This window comes from Enterobacter sp. MGH119, from assembly GCF_001037675.1.
Classification (GTDB): Bacteria; Pseudomonadota; Gammaproteobacteria; order Enterobacterales; family Enterobacteriaceae; genus Enterobacter; species Enterobacter hormaechei_C.
Genome location: NZ_KQ089932.1, coordinates 320,855 through 339,046, shown reverse-complemented (window position 1 = coordinate 339,046; position 18,192 = coordinate 320,855). Strand labels below are relative to the sequence as shown.

The 18,192-nt window shown below is 56.7% G+C and carries 16 protein-coding genes, 2 rRNA genes and 1 riboswitch; of the genes, 10 read left to right on the top strand and 8 right to left on the bottom strand.

What is annotated here, in order from left to right; translation table 11 throughout:
* Both SK53_RS18570 and SK53_RS18565 read right to left on the bottom strand, forming a co-directional pair.
* A 23S ribosomal RNA gene (locus tag SK53_RS18570) occupies positions 1-346 on the bottom strand; the annotation flags it as partial.
* A gap of 199 nt (positions 347-545) precedes the next feature.
* Positions 546-2,087, bottom strand: a 16S ribosomal RNA gene (locus SK53_RS18565).
* Positions 2,088-2,650: 563 nt separating this feature from the next.
* Between SK53_RS18565 and purH the strand changes: the two genes are divergently transcribed.
* Together purH and purD are read left to right on the top strand one after the other, a co-directional pair.
* A complete protein-coding gene (gene purH / locus SK53_RS18560; protein ID WP_048209874.1) occupies positions 2,651-4,240 on the top strand; it encodes a bifunctional phosphoribosylaminoimidazolecarboxamide formyltransferase/IMP cyclohydrolase in 1,590 nt (529 codons plus the stop codon).
* 15 nt (positions 4,241-4,255) lie between these two features.
* A complete protein-coding gene (gene purD, locus SK53_RS18555; protein WP_048209873.1) occupies positions 4,256-5,548 on the top strand; it encodes a phosphoribosylamine--glycine ligase in 1,293 nt (430 codons plus the stop codon).
* Positions 5,549-5,594: 46 nt separating this feature from the next.
* Here the strand turns inward: purD and SK53_RS18550 are convergent, their stop codons facing one another.
* The 6 genes from SK53_RS18550 to nudC all read right to left on the bottom strand — a co-directional run bounded on the left by SK53_RS18550 (position 5,595) and on the right by nudC (position 9,947).
* Positions 5,595-6,287 (bottom strand): DUF1481 domain-containing protein, encoded by a 693-nt coding sequence (locus SK53_RS18550; protein ID WP_048209872.1) that lies wholly within the window; start codon positions 6,285-6,287, stop codon positions 5,595-5,597.
* Positions 6,288-6,298: 11 nt separating this feature from the next.
* The gene (gene hupA / locus SK53_RS18545; RefSeq protein ID WP_002445246.1) at positions 6,299-6,571 is read right to left on the bottom strand and encodes a nucleoid-associated protein HU-alpha; all 273 of its coding nucleotides are present in this window, start codon (positions 6,569-6,571) and stop codon (positions 6,299-6,301) included.
* Between the two features lie 186 nt (positions 6,572-6,757).
* Entirely contained in the window at positions 6,758-7,348 is a 591-nt protein-coding gene (locus tag SK53_RS18540; protein WP_003862310.1) for a YjaG family protein, read from the bottom strand.
* Between the two features lie 41 nt (positions 7,349-7,389).
* Entirely contained in the window at positions 7,390-8,061 is a 672-nt protein-coding gene (nfi, locus tag SK53_RS18535) for a deoxyribonuclease V (RefSeq protein ID WP_023324002.1), read from the bottom strand.
* A 9-nt stretch (positions 8,062-8,070) separates the two neighbouring features.
* Positions 8,071-9,135, bottom strand: a complete 1,065-nt coding sequence (gene hemE / locus SK53_RS18530; RefSeq protein ID WP_022650209.1) for a uroporphyrinogen decarboxylase — start codon at positions 9,133-9,135, stop codon at positions 8,071-8,073.
* 38 nt (positions 9,136-9,173) lie between these two features.
* Positions 9,174-9,947, bottom strand: a complete 774-nt coding sequence (gene nudC / locus SK53_RS18525; RefSeq protein ID WP_022650208.1) for an NAD(+) diphosphatase — start codon at positions 9,945-9,947, stop codon at positions 9,174-9,176.
* Positions 9,948-10,042: 95 nt separating this feature from the next.
* On the opposite strand from nudC, the gene SK53_RS18520 reads away from it, so the two are divergent.
* From SK53_RS18520 to SK53_RS18485, 8 genes are all read left to right on the top strand, one after another.
* Positions 10,043-10,540 carry an Rsd/AlgQ family anti-sigma factor gene (locus SK53_RS18520; RefSeq protein ID WP_022650207.1) on the top strand — a complete coding sequence of 166 codons (498 nt, stop codon included), beginning with the start codon at positions 10,043-10,045 and terminating at the stop codon, positions 10,538-10,540.
* Between the two features lie 54 nt (positions 10,541-10,594).
* A riboswitch (TPP riboswitch) is annotated at positions 10,595-10,704 on the top strand.
* Positions 10,705-10,783: 79 nt separating this feature from the next.
* Positions 10,784-12,679 (top strand): phosphomethylpyrimidine synthase ThiC, encoded by a 1,896-nt coding sequence (thiC, locus tag SK53_RS18515; protein ID WP_048209871.1) that lies wholly within the window; start codon positions 10,784-10,786, stop codon positions 12,677-12,679.
* Positions 12,679-13,320: a thiamine phosphate synthase gene (thiE, locus tag SK53_RS18510; RefSeq protein ID WP_048209870.1), complete on the top strand. Its 642-nt coding sequence runs from the start codon at positions 12,679-12,681 to the stop codon at positions 13,318-13,320. The genes thiC and thiE overlap by 1 nt, the downstream gene beginning before the upstream one ends.
* Positions 13,307-14,062, top strand: coding sequence for a thiazole biosynthesis adenylyltransferase ThiF (thiF, locus tag SK53_RS18505; RefSeq protein ID WP_048209869.1), 756 nt, complete (start codon positions 13,307-13,309; stop codon positions 14,060-14,062). The genes thiE and thiF overlap by 14 nt, the downstream gene beginning before the upstream one ends.
* A complete protein-coding gene (gene thiS / locus SK53_RS18500; protein ID WP_003862324.1) occupies positions 14,046-14,246 on the top strand; it encodes a sulfur carrier protein ThiS in 201 nt (66 codons plus the stop codon). Before thiF ends, thiS begins: the two co-directional genes overlap by 17 nt.
* A 1-nt stretch (position 14,247) precedes the next feature.
* Complete coding sequence (gene thiG, locus SK53_RS18495; RefSeq protein WP_022650203.1) at positions 14,248-15,015, top strand: thiazole synthase; 768 nt, start codon at positions 14,248-14,250, stop codon at positions 15,013-15,015.
* Positions 15,015-16,142 (top strand): 2-iminoacetate synthase ThiH, encoded by a 1,128-nt coding sequence (gene thiH, locus SK53_RS18490; protein WP_048209868.1) that lies wholly within the window; start codon positions 15,015-15,017, stop codon positions 16,140-16,142. The genes thiG and thiH overlap by 1 nt, the downstream gene beginning before the upstream one ends.
* A gap of 339 nt (positions 16,143-16,481) precedes the next feature.
* Complete coding sequence (locus SK53_RS18485; protein WP_048209867.1) at positions 16,482-18,023, top strand: sensor domain-containing diguanylate cyclase; 1,542 nt, start codon at positions 16,482-16,484, stop codon at positions 18,021-18,023.
* Positions 18,024-18,192: the final 169 nt, after the last annotated feature.

Below are 18,192 nucleotides of genomic sequence, written 5' to 3'. Positions count from 1 at the left end.
TTTCGTGTACGGGACTATCACCCTGTACCGTCGGACTTTCCAGACCGTTCCACTAACACACAAGCTGATTCAGACTCCGGGCTGCTCCCCGTTCGCTCGCCGCTACTGGGGGAATCTCGGTTGATTTCTTTTCCTCGGGGTACTTAGATGTTTCAGTTCCCCCGGTTCGCCTCGTTAACCTATGTATTCAGTTAACGATAGTGTGTCGGAACACACTGGGTTTCCCCATTCGGACATCGCCGGGTCAAAGGTTCATATCACCTCGCCGGCGCTTTTCGCAGATTAGCACGTCCTTCATCGCCTCTGACTGCCAGGGCATCCACCGTGTACGCTTAGTCGCTTAACCTCACAACCCGAAGATGTTTCACTTCATGGTTGCGAAAATTTGAGAGACTCGAACACACATGAGCTGTGTGTCGTTTCAATTTTCAGCTTGATCCAGATTTTTAAAGAGCAAAACTTCTTAATGCACTCAAAAGTACATTCAGAAGTTCATCATTCATCAGACAATCTGTGTGAGCACTACAAAGGCAGGTTCTTTAAGGTAAGGAGGTGATCCAACCGCAGGTTCCCCTACGGTTACCTTGTTACGACTTCACCCCAGTCATGAATCACAAAGTGGTAAGCGCCCTCCCGAAGGTTAAGCTACCTACTTCTTTTGCAACCCACTCCCATGGTGTGACGGGCGGTGTGTACAAGGCCCGGGAACGTATTCACCGTGGCATTCTGATCCACGATTACTAGCGATTCCGACTTCATGGAGTCGAGTTGCAGACTCCAATCCGGACTACGACGCACTTTATGAGGTCCGCTTGCTCTCGCGAGGTCGCTTCTCTTTGTATGCGCCATTGTAGCACGTGTGTAGCCCTACTCGTAAGGGCCATGATGACTTGACGTCATCCCCACCTTCCTCCAGTTTATCACTGGCAGTCTCCTTTGAGTTCCCGGCCTAACCGCTGGCAACAAAGGATAAGGGTTGCGCTCGTTGCGGGACTTAACCCAACATTTCACAACACGAGCTGACGACAGCCATGCAGCACCTGTCTCAGAGTTCCCGAAGGCACCAAAGCATCTCTGCTAAGTTCTCTGGATGTCAAGAGTAGGTAAGGTTCTTCGCGTTGCATCGAATTAAACCACATGCTCCACCGCTTGTGCGGGCCCCCGTCAATTCATTTGAGTTTTAACCTTGCGGCCGTACTCCCCAGGCGGTCGACTTAACGCGTTAGCTCCGGAAGCCACGCCTCAAGGGCACAACCTCCAAGTCGACATCGTTTACGGCGTGGACTACCAGGGTATCTAATCCTGTTTGCTCCCCACGCTTTCGCACCTGAGCGTCAGTCTTTGTCCAGGGGGCCGCCTTCGCCACCGGTATTCCTCCAGATCTCTACGCATTTCACCGCTACACCTGGAATTCTACCCCCCTCTACAAGACTCTAGCCTGCCAGTTTCGAATGCAGTTCCCAGGTTGAGCCCGGGGATTTCACATCCGACTTGACAGACCGCCTGCGTGCGCTTTACGCCCAGTAATTCCGATTAACGCTTGCACCCTCCGTATTACCGCGGCTGCTGGCACGGAGTTAGCCGGTGCTTCTTCTGCGGGTAACGTCAATCGACAAGGTTATTAACCTTATCGCCTTCCTCCCCGCTGAAAGTACTTTACAACCCGAAGGCCTTCTTCATACACGCGGCATGGCTGCATCAGGCTTGCGCCCATTGTGCAATATTCCCCACTGCTGCCTCCCGTAGGAGTCTGGACCGTGTCTCAGTTCCAGTGTGGCTGGTCATCCTCTCAGACCAGCTAGGGATCGTCGCCTAGGTGAGCCGTTACCCCACCTACTAGCTAATCCCATCTGGGCACATCCGATGGCAAGAGGCCCGAAGGTCCCCCTCTTTGGTCTTGCGACGTTATGCGGTATTAGCTACCGTTTCCAGTAGTTATCCCCCTCCATCAGGCAGTTTCCCAGACATTACTCACCCGTCCGCCACTCGTCAGCAAAGCAGCAAGCTGCTTCCTGTTACCGTTCGACTTGCATGTGTTAGGCCTGCCGCCAGCGTTCAATCTGAGCCATGATCAAACTCTTCAATTTAAAAGTTTGATGCTCAATGAATTAAACTTCGTAATGAATTACGTGTTCACTCGTTGAGACTTGGTATTCATTTAGCGTCCGAGGACGTTAAGAATCCATGTCACTTTGAGTGCCCACACAGATTGTCTGATAAATTGTTAAAGAGCAGTTGCGACGCGCTTCAGCGCTCTGTCGCGAGGTGGCGTATATTACGCTTTCCTCTTTCAGAGTCAACCCTGATTTTCAGGATTTTTTCTCTTCAGCCGACCGGGTTGTTTGTGAAGTGATTCACATCCGCCGTGTCGATGGAGGCGCATTATAGGGAGTTCTCCGCTGGCCGCAACCGCTAAATGACAGAAAAATGACTGACTGCTGCATTCCACAGCAAAACCCCGCCTTATACCTTTTTACACACAGACTTATCCACAATGATACGAAAAAGTGAAAATGTGCGAGCGTTGCGCAAACGTTTTCGTTAAAATGCTCGCGCTTCACAAGGATGCATCGTCAGGTGTGTTAGATGAGTTTTTCACAGGAAAATTCATCTAACGCTCTCTGTAATCGTGAAATCCAGGGGATTTACCATGCAACAACGTCGTCCAGTCCGCCGCGCTCTGCTCAGTGTTTCTGATAAAGCCGGTATCGTCGAATTCGCCCAGGCACTTTCCGCACGCGGTGTGGAGCTGCTTTCTACAGGTGGCACCGCGCGCCTGTTAGCAGAGAAAGGTCTGCCGGTAACCGAAGTGTCCGATTACACCGGTTTCCCGGAAATGATGGATGGACGCGTCAAAACCCTGCATCCGAAAGTGCACGGCGGTATTCTGGGTCGTCGCGGTCAGGACGACGGTATTATGGAGCAACACAATATTGCCCCCATCGACATGGTTGTCGTTAACCTCTACCCGTTCGCCCAGACCGTCGCCCGCGAAGGCTGCTCTCTGGAAGATGCGGTTGAAAATATTGATATCGGCGGCCCAACCATGGTGCGCTCCGCGGCCAAGAACCATAAAGATGTCGCCATCGTGGTGAAGAGCAGCGACTACAACGCCGTTATTGATGAGATGGATGCCAACGAAGGGTCCCTGACACTTGAAACGCGTTTCGATCTCGCCATCAAAGCCTTCGAGCATACCGCCGCCTACGACAGCATGATCGCCAACTACTTCGGTAGCCTGGTACCGGCTTACCATGGTGAAAGCAAAGATCCCTCTGGCCGCTTCCCGCGCACCCTGAACCTGAACTTCATTAAGAAGCAGGATATGCGTTACGGTGAGAACAGCCACCAGCAGGCGGCCTTCTATATAGAAGAAGAGGTAAAGGAAGCCTCTGTTGCGACCGCCCAGCAGGTTCAGGGCAAAGCCCTTTCCTATAACAACATTGCCGACACCGACGCCGCGCTGGAATGCGTGAAAGAATTCAGCGAGCCGGCCTGCGTTATCGTCAAGCACGCCAACCCATGCGGCGTTGCGGTAAGCACTTCTATTCTGGATGCCTACGATCGCGCCTACAAAACCGACCCGACCTCCGCGTTCGGCGGCATTATCGCCTTTAACCGCGAGCTGGATGCGGAAACCGCGCAGGCCATCATCTCCCGCCAGTTTGTCGAAGTGATCATCGCGCCGTCCGCATCAGAAGAAGCGCTGAAAATCACTGCGGCAAAACAGAATGTGCGCGTGCTGGTTTGTGGTCAGTGGGCGGAACGCGTGCCGGGCCTGGACTTCAAGCGCGTGAACGGCGGTCTGCTGGTTCAGGACCGCGATCTGGGTATGGTGACAGAAGCCGACCTGCGCGTGGTGACCAAACGTCAGCCGACCGAACAGGAACTGCGTGACGCGCTGTTCTGCTGGAAAGTGGCGAAGTTCGTGAAGTCTAACGCAATTGTTTACGCCAAAGAGAACATGACCATCGGGATAGGCGCAGGCCAGATGAGCCGCGTTTACTCTGCAAAAATTGCCGGTATCAAAGCAGGCGACGAAGGCCTGGAAGTGAAAGGCTCCGCCATGGCCTCTGACGCCTTCTTCCCGTTCCGCGACGGTATCGACGCTGCGGCTGCGGTGGGCATCACCTGTGTGATCCAGCCTGGCGGTTCAATCCGTGATGACGAAGTGATTGCCGCTGCCGACGAGCATGGCATCGCAATGATCTTCACCGACATGCGCCACTTCCGCCATTAATTCCCGGAGCAGAAAATGAAAGTATTAGTGATTGGTAACGGCGGGCGCGAGCACGCCCTGGCGTGGAAAGCAGCGCAGTCTCCGCAGGTTGAAACCGTCTTTGTGGCACCGGGTAATGCCGGTACGGCGCTGGAACCCGCGCTGCAAAACGTCGCCATCGGCGTGACCGATATTCCGGCACTGCTGAGCTTTGCCCAGACCGAGAACATCGATCTGACCATCGTTGGCCCGGAAGCGCCGCTGGTGATTGGCGTCGTAGACGCCTTCCGCGCAGCTGGCCTGAAAATCTTTGGCCCAACGGAGGGTGCCGCACAGCTGGAAGGCTCAAAAGCCTTCACCAAAGATTTCCTCGCGCGTCATAACATCCCGACGGCGGAATATCAGAATTTCACTGAAGTGGAGCCTGCTCTGGCCTGGTTACGTGAGAAGGGCGCGCCGATTGTTATCAAGGCCGACGGTCTGGCCGCGGGTAAAGGCGTGATCGTCGCGATGACCCTCGAAGAAGCCGAAGCCGCGGTTCAGGATATGCTGGCAGGTAACGCCTTTGGCGATGCGGGCCACCGCATCGTGATTGAAGAGTTCCTCGACGGCGAAGAGGCGAGCTTTATCGTGATGGTCGATGGCGAGCACGTTCTGCCGATGGCCACCAGCCAGGATCACAAGCGTGTGGGCAATGGCGATACCGGCCCCAACACTGGGGGAATGGGCGCTTACTCTCCTGCTCCCGTTGTTACCGATGAGGTGCATCAGCGCACCATGGACCGCATCATCTGGCCAACCGTGAAAGGGATGGCGGCGGAAGGCAATACCTACACCGGTTTCCTTTATGCAGGCCTGATGATCGACAAGCAGGGTAACCCGAAGGTGATCGAATTCAACTGCCGCTTTGGCGATCCGGAAACCCAGCCGATCATGCTGCGCATGAAATCCGACCTGGTGGATCTGTGTCTGGCGGCGTGCGAAGGCAAGCTGAATGAGAAAACTTCCGAGTGGGACGAGCGTGCCTCTTTAGGTGTGGTGATTGCTGCGGGTGGGTATCCGGGTAGCTACAACACTGGAGATGAGATCCACGGCCTGCCGCTGGAAGAGATTGACGGCGCGAAGGTGTTCCACGCCGGTACGAAGCTGGCTGACGATGACCGCGTGCTCACCAACGGCGGCCGCGTGCTGTGTGCGACCGCGCTGGGCCAGACCGTGGCAGAAGCGCAGAAACGCGCCTATGCGCTGATGGCGGATATTCACTGGAACGGCAGCTTCAGCCGTCAGGATATCGGTTATCGTGCTATTGCGCGGGAGCAGGGAGAGTAATTTCCCCTCACCCTAACCCTCTCCCTCAAGGGAGAGGGGACTTAAATCAAAAACTCTTTTCTGTCGGCTGCCAGGTGCAGAAATCTTCATTCGCCACCAGCAACAGCTGAGAGCCTTCCGGCGCTTCCAGCCATGCCACACTCACCTCCACAGATGAATGCCGCTGACGACGCTGAATGTGTTCGGTTGCCCAGGGTTCAAGCTCAGGCTTCACCGTCTGCCCTTCGCAGGTGGTCACCGTGCCGTCGGCATGCCAGCGCCCCTGACGCAGCACCACGCGGCCCTGACGCAGCGCATCGCTGGTCTGGCGAAGTTGTTCAGCACGGTAGCGGTAGAGGGCGACCTGATCGCTGGAAAGCTGCTTTTTCAGTCCACTGACCTCATGCTGCATAAAGCTCAGCTCGCCGTGGTCGTCGAAACGCACCTTCACGTGTTCGGGAGTCTTACTGTAGATATTCAGTTCAATGAGCGACAGGGCATCGCCCTGCCAGCGGTATTCTGCGGTCGAGGTATTGCCGTTATGCCATGGGCTGAACGCGGTGAGCATATGGACTTCATCGCTGGAATCTTTGCGCCAGATCCTGACCGCACCCTGGTTGTCAGCGTAGCCGCTGGCGGTAAACGGGGGGAGTGAGGAATCATGACTACAGGCAGACAGCAACAGTACGCCTGCCAGCGCGAGCGTTCCACGCCAGAATGACAAAAGGGGCGTTGCCGCCCCTTCGTTAAAACTGTTCACTGCCACGCGTCTTACTTAACTGCGTCTTTCAGTGCTTTACCAGAAACAAATGCCGGCACGTTAGCTGCGGCGATTTTGATTTCTTTACCGGTCTGCGGGTTGCGGCCAGTACGCTCAGCGCGGTGGTTCACTTTGAAGGTACCGAAACCAACCAGTTGTACAGCATCGCCTTCTTTCAGAGACTCAGTAATAGCAGCCAGGGTAGATTCCAGAGCAGCTTTAGCCTGCACTTTAGACAGATCAGCCTTGTCCGCAATTACATCAATCAGTTGAGTCTTGTTCATAAGTTATCCTTTCAATGTGTTTATCGCTTGCTAAGCATCGAGTGCGACGAAAATGCCAAAAAAGCACTCTCCTGCATACACGCACCGATAGCCACTTTTTTTCGCCCCCCAAATGTAGACCAGACGGGGGGCGAAAGGGAAGAGTCGAGGAGCGACAAAACAGGCGTTAAATCACGTTTTGTTGTCTCATTGGTTAAAAATTATACCAATATTGCTCTCGCCGGCCTCGCGCAGGTCCGCGCGCAGCCCTTTGATCAGCTCAATATCACGCTCTTCACACTCTGCCAGCAGGCGGAAAATCTCCCACTGAATGTCCCATTCCTGTTCTACCGCCGGGTTAGCACGCAGCTCTTCGTCGGTCATTTCACGGCCTTCCTGGGTCATTTCCAGCATCGCAACGGTGGTAATGGATGCCTTACTGACTTCAATGGCGTGTTCCAGGGTTTCACCGCTCAGACGGGAGTGGATCAGCTCGCTCAACGCCACACAGGCATCAATGGCCGGGTAGACGCCATACAGGTCGAAATCATCCGCAGCCGGAATAGCCTCTTCCAGCTTTTCGAGCTGAGAGTCAAAATTCACCTTCGCGTCTTTGACCGTCAGCGTCTCCCAGATTAAATCCAGGATACGACGATAAATCTGGCCTTCGCCAAACGCTGTCTGCTTGCAGAACGCGGCATAGTTGGGATACATGCGCTCGCACAGGCAAGCCATAAACGTCACGTGCTGCCAGCTTTCCAGCTTTTCAAGGCGCAGATGAATCGGGTTTTGTAACATGATGATGTCTCGAATCGAAAATTAGCCGCAGTTTACCTGAATCACGGCTGAATTTCCTGCCAACGAATGAATGCCGGACGTGAAGAGGCCACGGCGTCAGCCCAGCGGGTTGGCTCCGGTAAACGGTAGCCCTTCATACAGCGTTGCACCCACGCCAGGGCGCTATCCATGCTGATCCGATGCCCGGTTGCGATAAACAGCGGGTTGCAGCGCGCTTTACTGCGCCAGACCCACGCCAGCTGCTCGCCTTTATGAATAAGCGGCGCCAGCGCGCCCGGTTCGGCAGAGAGCGGCTCAAACGCGCCGCACAGGCGTTTTTTCGCCACGCCGATGGTTGGCACGTCCACCAGCAGACCAAAGTGGCTGGCAACGCCTAAGCGACGCGGATGGGAGATACCATGCCCATCAACAAACAGCAGGTCAGGTTTTTGCGAGAGTTGTTCCCACGCGGCCAGCAGCGCGGGATATTCGCGGAAGGAGAGAAAGCCGGGGATATAGGGCATGGTGGTGGCGATACGCGCCACCTTGTACTCCACCAGCTCCAGCGACGGGTATTTCAGCACCACCATCGCCGCTCGCGTCACTTCACCGCCCTGCTCAAACCCGACGTCCGCCCCGCCAATGTACCGCGGAGGGTCCGTATCCAGACGATCCTCGCGGATCACCGATGAAGCCAGTTCGATTTGCTGAGCGCGTAGCGACGCGAGATCCATAACCACTCCTTACTTATGATACTGGGCAGAAAGCCGATGCACCGCCTCCACAAATACGCCTGCGTGTTCAGGCGGCACATCCTGATGAATGCCGTGGCCGAGGTTAAAGACGTGGCCTTCACCCTGGCCGAAACCAGACAGTATAGTCGACACTTCCTCTTCGATACGGGCAGGCTGTGCATAGAGCATGGACGGGTCCATGTTGCCCTGAAGCGCCACTTTGTCCCCCACGCGACGGCGCGCATCGGCAATATCGGTGGTCCAGTCGAGGCCCAGCGCGTCGCAGCCGGTGGCCGCCATCGCTTCCAGCCACTGGCCGCCGCCTTTGGTAAACAGCGTCACCGGCACGCGACGGCCTTCGTTTTCACGCAGCAGGCCATCGACAATTTTGTGCATGTAGTACAGGGAGAACTGCTGATAATCACGTCCGGTCAGCACGCCGCCCCAGGTGTCGAAAATCATCACCGACTGCGCACCTGCTTTAATCTGCGCGTTGAGGTAGAGCGTGACGCTCTTCGCGAGCTTGTCGAGCAGCGCATGCAGGGCCAGCGGCTCGGCGTACATCATCTTTTTGATGACGGTAAAGGCTTTGCTGCTGCCGCCTTCCACCATGTAGGTGGCCAGCGTCCACGGACTACCGGAGAAGCCAATCAGCGGCACATCGCCTTTGAGCTCGCGGCGAATGGTGCGCACGGCGTTCATCACATAGCCCAGCTCGCCTTCCGGATCGGGGATCGGCAACTTATCAACGTCGGCTTTGCTTTTGATCGGTGAGGTAAAACGCGGGCCCTCGCCGGTTTCGAAATAGAGCCCAAGGCCCATCGCATCCGGAATGGTGAGAATGTCCGAAAAAAGAATGGCGGCATCGAGCGGGAAGCGGCGCAGCGGCTGGAGCGTCACTTCACAGGCCAGCTCGGCGTTTTTGCACAGCGACATAAAATCGCCCGCCTGCGCGCGCGTGGCTTTGTACTCTGGCAGATAGCGTCCCGCCTGGCGCATCATCCACACCGGGGTGACATCAACGGGCTGGCGCAGCAGCGCACGCAGATAACGATCGTTCTTCAGTTCGGTCATTTTGCAGTTCCTTATTGCGTCAGTCCGTCAGTGTAACACTACTCATACTCGGCCCGACACATTGCCACGGTATCTTCTATCAGGCGACGCGCCACCGTTCCCGGCGGGGGCAGCAGCGGTAAATCGTCGTAGCGATACCAGTTCGCCTCCAGCAGCTCTTTCTTATCGATAACAATCTCGCCGCTGTCGTATTCCGCCATAAACGCGGTCATCAGGGACATCGGGAACGGCCACGGCTGCGACGTCACATAGCGCAGGTTTTTCACCTTAATGCCGCTCTCCTCCATCACCTCGCGCGCCACCGCCTGTTCCAGCGTTTCGCCGACTTCCACGAACCCGGCGAGGACGGTGTGAATACCGTTGCGATGGCGGGTATGCTGCGCCAGCAGGATGGAATCATCACGGCGGATGGCGACAATGATGCACGGTGCGATTTGCGGGTAGTAGCGTTCACGGCAGTGGCCGCAAAGCATTGCCCACTCGGTTTTGCTCGGGTGCATGGTGTGGCCGCAGTAGCCGCAGTATTTGTGCGAGCGGTAAAACTCCGCCAGCTGCACGCCGCGCCCCGCCAGCTGGAACAGGCCGACATCCCGATCCAACACCTGACGAACGGATCCCATATCCTGACGACGAGCCTGTAGGATCAACCATACCGGATCGCCCTGCCACTCGCCGATCCGCAGCGCAGGTTGGCCGACGAGATCGAAGATTTCTGCCGCACCGTAGGGTATCTCCCCACCGGGCAGCCACAACTTTTGCTCGTGACTGACGATCCACCAACCCAGATCTGATTTTTCAATAATACGATCCATATCTATTGCACTACCTTCGCTTCACTGACATGTTGTTAGCATTGTGGTTACATTTTGGATAAGCAGATCCCATTCTAAACCTTATGGAGTCGACCATGTTAAACCAGCTGGAAAGCCTGACTGAGCGCGTTGGAGGAAGTAACACCCTGGTGGATCGCTGGCTACATGTGCGCAAGCATCTCCTTGTGGCGTATTACAATCTGGTCGGTCTTAAGCCTGGCAAAGAATCCTTTATGCGGCTGAACGAAAAAGCGCTGGATGATTTTTGTCAGAGCCTTGTCGACTACCTCTCCGACGGCCATTTCAACCTTTATGAACGCATTATCCGCGAAATGGAAGGGACAACGCCGTATTTAGCGGCCAGTAAACTCTGTCCGCTGCTGGAAGCCAACACCCAGCGGATCATGGACTACTACGATTCCGCGCTGGAGAACGCTATCGATCACGATAACTATCTTGAGTTTCAGCAGGCGCTTTCCGACCTTGGCGAAGCGCTGGAAGAGCGATTCACGCTGGAAGACAAGCTCATCGCCCTCGTGCTGGACAACAACCTGAATATCAGCACCAGCGATAACGTTGCGCGCCCTGCTTGAGTTCTTAATCGTTAACGAGTAATTTACAACCATTCGCCCCTCTGCGGAGGGGGATTTTTCTTGTCGGAGTGCCCAGTGTGAAAGCACGGGCTGAGACCGTTAATTCGGGATCCGCGGAACCTGATCAGGTTAATACCTGCGAAGGGAACAAGAGTCACACTGCTGTTGTATCGCCCCCCGGGCGATCCTCTCTTGCTTCATCCGTCGTCTGACAAGCCATGTCCTTCACTTTTGGAATGAGCTATGTCTACTGCAAAACTGACCCGCCGCGAACAGCGCGAACACGCACAACGCTTCATCGACACCCTGGAAGGCACCGCTTTCCCGAACTCGAAACGCATCTACATTTCCGGCTCGCAGGCCGATATCCGCGTCCCGATGCGCGAAATCCAGCTCAGCCCGACGCTTATCGGCGGCAGCAAAGAGAATCCGCAGTATGAAGACAACGAAGCCGTGCCGGTGTATGACACCTCCGGCCCGTACGGCGATCCTGATGTTGCTATCAACGTCCAGCAGGGTCTGGCAAAGCTGCGCCAGCCGTGGATAGAGGCGCGTAACGACTGCGAAGAACTGAGCGTACGCAGTTCTGCATACACCAAAGAACGCCTGGCCGACGACGGTCTGGACGCGCTGCGCTTTACCGGCCTGCTGACGCCAAAACGCGCTAAAGCGGGCAAATGCGTAACCCAGCTGCACTACGCGCGCCAGGGTATCGTCACGCCGGAGATGGAGTTCATCGCCATCCGCGAAAACATGGGCCGCGAGCGCATCCGCAGCGAAGTGCTGCGCCACCAGCATCCGGGTGAAGGGTTTGGCGCTCGCCTGCCGGAGAACATCACGCCGGAATTTGTGCGTGATGAAGTGGCCGCCGGGCGCGCCATTATCCCCGCCAACATCAACCACCCGGAATCCGAGCCGATGATTATCGGCCGCAACTTCCTGGTGAAGGTCAACGCCAACATCGGCAACTCAGCGGTGACGTCATCCATCGAAGAAGAGGTGGAAAAGCTGGTCTGGTCGACGCGCTGGGGCGCGGATACGGTGATGGACCTTTCCACCGGCCGCTATATTCACGAAACCCGCGAATGGATCCTGCGTAACAGCCCGGTGCCGATTGGCACCGTCCCGATTTATCAGGCGCTGGAGAAGGTCAACGGCATCGCCGAAAACCTCACCTGGGAAGCGTTCCGCGACACGCTGCTGGAGCAGGCGGAACAGGGCGTGGACTACTTCACCATCCACGCGGGCGTGCTGCTGCGCTACGTGCCGATGACGGCGAAACGTCTGACCGGTATCGTCTCACGCGGCGGTTCCATTATGGCGAAATGGTGCCTTTCCCATCATCAGGAAAACTTCCTCTACGAACACTTCCGCGAAATCTGCGAAATTTGCGCCGCGTACGACGTCTCCCTGTCGCTGGGCGACGGCCTGCGTCCTGGCTCCATCCGCGATGCTAACGACGAGGCGCAGTTTGCCGAGCTGCACACGCTGGGCGAGCTGACCAAAATCGCCTGGGAGTACGACGTGCAGGTGATGATTGAAGGCCCGGGCCATGTGCCGATGCAGATGATCCGTCGCAACATGACCGAAGAGCTGGAGCACTGCCACGAAGCACCGTTCTACACGCTGGGGCCACTGACAACTGACATCGCGCCGGGCTATGACCACTTCACGTCAGGCATTGGGGCGGCGATGATCGGCTGGTTCGGCTGCGCCATGCTCTGCTACGTGACACCGAAAGAGCACCTCGGCCTGCCAAACAAAGAGGACGTGAAGCAGGGACTGATTACCTACAAGATTGCCGCCCACGCGGCGGATCTGGCGAAAGGCCATCCGGGCGCGCAAATCCGCGATAACGCCATGTCCAAAGCGCGCTTTGAATTCCGCTGGGAAGACCAGTTTAACCTGGCCCTCGATCCGTTCACCGCCCGCGCCTACCACGACGAAACCCTGCCGCAGGAATCGGGCAAAGTCGCGCACTTCTGCTCCATGTGCGGACCAAAATTCTGCTCGATGAAAATCAGCCAGGAAGTACGCGATTACGCCGCCGCGCAGACCATTGAAGTCGGCATGGCGGACATGTCGGAAACCTTCCGCGCGAAAGGCGGCGAAATCTACCTCAAAAAAGAGGAGACATAATGTACCAGCCTGATTTCCCCCCTGTCCCCTTCCGCTTAGGGCTTTACCCGGTGGTGGACAGCGTGGCGTGGATAGCGCGCCTGCTGGAGGCAGGCGTTCGCACGATCCAGCTACGCATTAAGGATAAACGCGATGAAGAGGTGGAGGCCGACGTGATCGCCGCTATCGCGCTGGGACGTCGCTACCACGCCCGCCTGTTTATCAACGACTACTGGCGGCTGGCGGTTAAACACCAGGCGTACGGCGTGCATCTGGGACAGGAAGATCTGGAAACGACCGATCTCAACGCGATCCGTGACGTCGGTCTGCGGCTGGGCGTTTCTACCCATGATGATATGGAGATCGACGTGGCGCTGGCGGCCCGCCCCTCCTACATCGCCCTCGGTCACGTTTTCCCGACGCAAACCAAACAGATGCCGTCCGCTCCACAGGGTTTGGCTCAGCTGGCGGCGCACGTGAAGCGACTTGCCGATTACCCCACCGTCGCTATCGGCGGGATCAGCCTTGAACGTGCGCCCGCAGTGCTGGAGACCGGCGTCGGCAGTATCGCCGTCGTCAGCGCTATCACCCAGGCGGCAGACTGGCAGGCCGCCACCGCACGGCTTTTACAACTGGCAGGAGCAGGCGATGAAAGATCGTGATTTTATGCGCTACAGCCGCCAGATCCTGCTGGAGGATATCGCCATCGAGGGGCAGCAAAAGCTGCTCGCCAGCCGGGTACTGATTGTCGGTCTGGGCGGATTAGGCACTCCCGCCGCGCTGTATCTGGCTGGCGCGGGCGTGGGCACGCTGGTGCTGGCCGATGACGACGAGGTACATCTCAGCAATCTGCAACGGCAAATTCTCTTCACGACAGAAGATATCAACCAGCCTAAAGCGCACGTTACGCGCCAGCGGCTGAACCAGCTTAACCCCGATATCGAACTGGTCGCGCTCCAGACGCGGCTGAGCGGGGAAGATCTGCAACGCGAAGTGGCCCTTGCCGACGTGGTGCTGGACTGTACGGACAATATGGCGACGCGTCAGGCCATCAACGCGGTCTGTGTTGCGCAGAACACGCCGCTGATCACCGCCAGCGCGGTCGGTTTCGGCGGGCAAATAATGGTGCTTACGCCGCCGTGGGCGCAGGGCTGTTACCGCTGCCTGTGGCCGGACGAGGCTGAACCGGAGCGTAACTGCCGCACGGCAGGCATTCTGGGCCCGGTGGTGGGCGTGATGGGTACTCTTCAGGCGCTGGAGGCCATCAAGTTGCTCAGCGGCATGGAGACAGAACGCAACACGCTGCGGCTGTTCGACGCCCGCACCAGCGGATGGCGTCATCTGGTGTTAAACCGCACCAGCCACTGCCCGGTATGCGGAGGCCGCAATGCGCATTCTGTTTAACGATGAGCCGATGACGTGCGACGACGATCTCACCGTTGCCGCCCTGCTCGACACGCTGCGCCAGCTGAAGCCGGGAACGGCGCTGGCGCTCAATCAACAGATCCTGCCGCGCGAACGGTGGGAACATCAGCAGGTCAATGAAGGCGACCAGATCCTGCTGTTTCAGGTTATCGCAGGGGGCTGAGATGTTACGTATTGCCGACAAAGTCTTTGATTCACATCTGTTTACCGGAACCGGAAAATTCGCCTCCCCGCAGCTGATGGTGGATGCCATTCGTGAGAGCGGCAGCCAGCTGGTGACACTGGCGATGAAGCGCGTGGATTTGCGTCAGCACAACGATGCCATACTTGCGCCGTTACTGGAGGCAGGCGTGACGCTCTTACCGAATACCTCCGGTGCGAAAACGGCCGAGGAAGCAATTTTCGCTGCGCAACTGGCGCGGGAAGCGCTCGGCACCCGCTGGCTGAAGCTGGAAATTCATCCGGACGCCCGCTGGCTGTTGCCCGATCCGATCGAAACCCTGAAAGCGGCAGAGAAGCTGGTGCAGCAGGGATTTACCGTCCTGCCCTACTGCGGTGCCGACCCCGTGCTGTGCAAGCGTCTGGAAGAGGTCGGCTGCGCGGCCGTAATGCCGTTAGGGGCACCCATTGGCTCCAACCAGGGACTGGAGACCCGCGCGATGCTGGAGATCATCATCGAGCAGGCGACCGTGCCCGTGGTGGTGGATGCGGGCATCGGCGTACCCAGTCACGCCGCGCAGGCGCTGGAGATGGGGGCCGATGCGGTGCTGGTCAATACCGCGATTGCGGTGGCCGACGACCCGGTGATGATGGCGCGTGCGTTCCGCCTTGCGGTGGAGTCCGGTCTGCTGGCACGCCAGTCCGGCCCCGGCTCGCGCTGCGTTCAGGCGCAGGCCACCAGCCCGCTGACCGATTTTCTGGAGGCGCTCTGATGGCTACCTTTACCGATCGCTGGCGTCAGCTGAACTGGGACGATATTGCCTTACGCATCAACAGTAAAACCTCTGCGGACGTAGAGCGGGCATTAACAGCCAAACATTTGACCCGCGAGGATTTGATGGCCCTGCTTTCTCCGGCAGCCAGCGCGTACCTTGAACCGATGGCGCAGCGCGCGCAACGCCTCACCCGCCAGCGTTTTGGCAACACGGTGAGCTTTTACGTGCCGCTCTATCTTTCTAACCTGTGCGCCAACGACTGCACCTACTGTGGTTTCTCCATGAGCAACCGTATTAAGCGTAAAACGCTGGATGAGCATGAGATCGCCCGCGAGTGTGCGGCTATTCGTGAGATGGGTTTTGAACATCTCCTGCTGGTGACGGGTGAACATCAGGGCAAAGTGGGGATGGACTATTTTCGCCAGCATCTTCCGGCCATCCGCCGCGAATTTGCCTCGTTGCAAATGGAAGTGCAGCCTTTGTCGCAGGAGGAATATGCGGAGCTGAAAACGCTCGGGCTGGACGGCGTCATGGTCTATCAGGAAACCTACCACGAGGCGACCTATGCCCGGCATCACCTGAAAGGGAAGAAGCAGGATTTCATCTTCCGGCTGGAAACGCCGGACAGGCTGGGGCGCGCCGGTATCGATAAAATTGGGCTGGGCGCGCTTATCGGTCTGTCCGACAGCTGGCGGGTGGACTGCTATATGGTGGCGGAGCATCTGCTGTGGCTACAGCAGCGCTACTGGCAAAGCCGCTATTCCATCTCTTTCCCGCGGCTGCGTCCGTGTACGGGAGGCGTTGAACCCGCTTCGCTGATGGATGAGCGCCAGCTGGTGCAAACCCTGTGTGCATTTCGCCTGTTCGCGCCGGAAGTGGAATTGTCGCTCTCCACGCGTGAATCACCCGCGTTTCGCGACCGCGCGATCCCGCTGGCGATCAATAACGTTAGCGCCTTTTCCAAAACGCAGCCGGGCGGTTACGCGGACGATCACCCGGAACTGGAACAGTTTGCACCGCACGACGGACGACGGCCCGAAGCGGTGGCGGAAGCCCTGACTGCCCAGGGGCTACAGCCCGTGTGGAAAGACTGGGATAGCTGGCTGGGAAGAGCCTCGCATTAGCGCTGAAACCGACTGCAAAAACGCGAAAAGGTTACGAGGCGGCTCGTAAGATCAAAACCGGGCGATTGAGGCGATCTGCCTGGTTTTCTTATGCTTTACCACGTCAGCAACGGACGCTGACCAGGGTGAAAATGCTTCTTCCTCGTTTCGCCCTGCCCTCCGCCTCTTAAACAAAATTTTAATCGATACAATAAATACGTCGTTTCTTATCTACGCTTAAGATAAATCATCTCGTCGGTAATCGCCTTCTGTATAATTTACTACCAGCAACCGGACAGCGACTATGCTGAGGGTATCGACAGACGCAACGCGTCTACCATCTGGATTGATGTACAACTCATGGCACTCCACAGTAAAAAGCTCTCTTTTACGCGGCCAATTATGGTCAGCTTCGCGGGGATCCTGCTCAGTTTTGCGCTGATCGCCATCCTGGTTATCCTTTCACAGAGAAAGGATTTTCTTGAGGATTATCATAAGATTAATGGTAACTTCACCCATAATCTGGCGGTAAACTATACCGAATCCATCCTGCGAGAAAATGACTATATTCTTGGTCGTGCTGCGATGTACTTCGCCCGTAACGACAGAGTAAATCAGAAAATTAATATCGACCCGACACACGGTTTGCAGATGTTGATGCATTTGCAGAACCTGATGCCGACGGTGTCGTCTATCTCTCTGGCGGACACAGTAGGGCGCCATCTGCGCGCGCCGGAAGTGCTGCCAACGGAGAAGGGTAAGTCGTTCGACGCCCGGACCCGTCCATGGTTTATCGGACAAGCGGAAGCCAGCAACTTTCCTCACTACACCCGCCCCTATCTGGACTATTTTACCCAACATCCTACGGTCACTCTCTATAAGCCGGTCATTTCACCGGAAGGCCGCCTGAAGGGCACGCTCGCTTTCCATCTTGATTTAACGTCCATGGGGTATACCCTGCGCCAGATGGTGGCGCCGGTTCAGGGTGAGTTTTTTGTTGTGGAGCGTGACGGCGCTGTTGTGCTGCATCCGGACACGGGGGCGCTCTTTAAGCAGTACGTAAGCGAAGCGCTGATGGATCAAATGACCAGCGGCGAGGGCCATCTTTTCGACCCCAAAAGTAAAACCTGGTATTACTACTACTCTTTCACCAATCCGGACTGGTTTGTGATTTATCGGGTCTCCGATGCCACGCTTACCGTCATCACCCGGCATGAAACCACCGTCGTCGGCTGGGGATTTGCGCTGGCGGCAATCATCATCATTCTGTTCGGGCTTTATCTTCGTCATGCCTCGCGTTCTGTGCTGATGAACATTATCAACGCCATCAAAACCGGAGACGTCAATCAGGCGCCACGTCTTGAGGCGATGCTCAGCCATACCATTCGAACCAATAAAGAACGCGAGCTGGCCTATGTCCGACAGGCCACCCATGATGCGCTGACAGGCTGCAAGAACCGCCGTGCGTTCGACAACGATGTGGATGAGCTGCTGACCGCTCATCAACCCTTCGTTCTGGCGCTGGTCGATATCGATAACTTCAAATCTATTAACGACACCTGGGGCCACCTGAGCGGGGATATTGTGCTGCGCAACGTGGCACGCGAAGGTATTCAGATCATGCAGCCGCACCACGTTTCCGTTTACCGCTACGGTGGAGAAGAGTTCGGCGTGATCTTCCCGGCCGAGCTGATGAACTCCGCGCACGCGCTACTGGAAGCCTGGCGCACCGCCGTTGAAAAGCGGACCTGGCGGGAAGAGAACCTGCGAGTGACCTTCAGCGCCGGGACGGGAGAGTGGCACTTCGAACCGCTGGAACAATTTATCGGTAGCGTAGATGAAGCGCTGTATACCGCTAAACAACAGGGTAAAAACCGCATCGTAAGCACGGCCAGCCGATAATACCCTTCCTCAAATTCTGCCCGATCTGACGGGCAGAATGCTCTCCGCGGTAAAATTGTAACCGGTTTCAGAAAAATGCCGATTTCTTTGTGATGCCTGACACACAATCGTGGTAAAGCGGTTGTTGAAGCAGTCTGCACGGGATAATTATCAATAAACACATGTAGAT

Excerpts from the sequence above, each read along its gene's own strand:
- purH (WP_048209874.1), top strand. The coding sequence starts at position 2,651 with ATGCAACAACGTCGTCCAGTCCGCCGCGCTCTGCTCAGTGTTTCTGAT.
- purD (WP_048209873.1), top strand. The coding sequence starts at position 4,256 with ATGAAAGTATTAGTGATTGGTAACGGCGGGCGCGAGCACGCCCTGGCG.
- hupA (WP_002445246.1), bottom strand. The coding sequence starts at position 6,571 with ATGAACAAGACTCAACTGATTGATGTAATTGCGGACAAGGCTGATCTG.
- SK53_RS18540 (WP_003862310.1), bottom strand. The coding sequence starts at position 7,348 with ATGTTACAAAACCCGATTCATCTGCGCCTTGAAAAGCTGGAAAGCTGG.
- nfi (WP_023324002.1), bottom strand. The coding sequence starts at position 8,061 with ATGGATCTCGCGTCGCTACGCGCTCAGCAAATCGAACTGGCTTCATCG.
- hemE (WP_022650209.1), bottom strand. The coding sequence starts at position 9,135 with ATGACCGAACTGAAGAACGATCGTTATCTGCGTGCGCTGCTGCGCCAG.
- nudC (WP_022650208.1), bottom strand. The coding sequence starts at position 9,947 with ATGGATCGTATTATTGAAAAATCAGATCTGGGTTGGTGGATCGTCAGT.
- SK53_RS18520 (WP_022650207.1), top strand. The coding sequence starts at position 10,043 with ATGTTAAACCAGCTGGAAAGCCTGACTGAGCGCGTTGGAGGAAGTAAC.
- thiC (WP_048209871.1), top strand. The coding sequence starts at position 10,784 with ATGTCTACTGCAAAACTGACCCGCCGCGAACAGCGCGAACACGCACAA.
- thiE (WP_048209870.1), top strand. The coding sequence starts at position 12,679 with ATGTACCAGCCTGATTTCCCCCCTGTCCCCTTCCGCTTAGGGCTTTAC.
- thiF (WP_048209869.1), top strand. The coding sequence starts at position 13,307 with ATGAAAGATCGTGATTTTATGCGCTACAGCCGCCAGATCCTGCTGGAG.
- thiS (WP_003862324.1), top strand. The coding sequence starts at position 14,046 with ATGCGCATTCTGTTTAACGATGAGCCGATGACGTGCGACGACGATCTC.
- thiG (WP_022650203.1), top strand. The coding sequence starts at position 14,248 with ATGTTACGTATTGCCGACAAAGTCTTTGATTCACATCTGTTTACCGGA.
- thiH (WP_048209868.1), top strand. The coding sequence starts at position 15,015 with ATGGCTACCTTTACCGATCGCTGGCGTCAGCTGAACTGGGACGATATT.
- SK53_RS18485 (WP_048209867.1), top strand. The coding sequence starts at position 16,482 with ATGGCACTCCACAGTAAAAAGCTCTCTTTTACGCGGCCAATTATGGTC.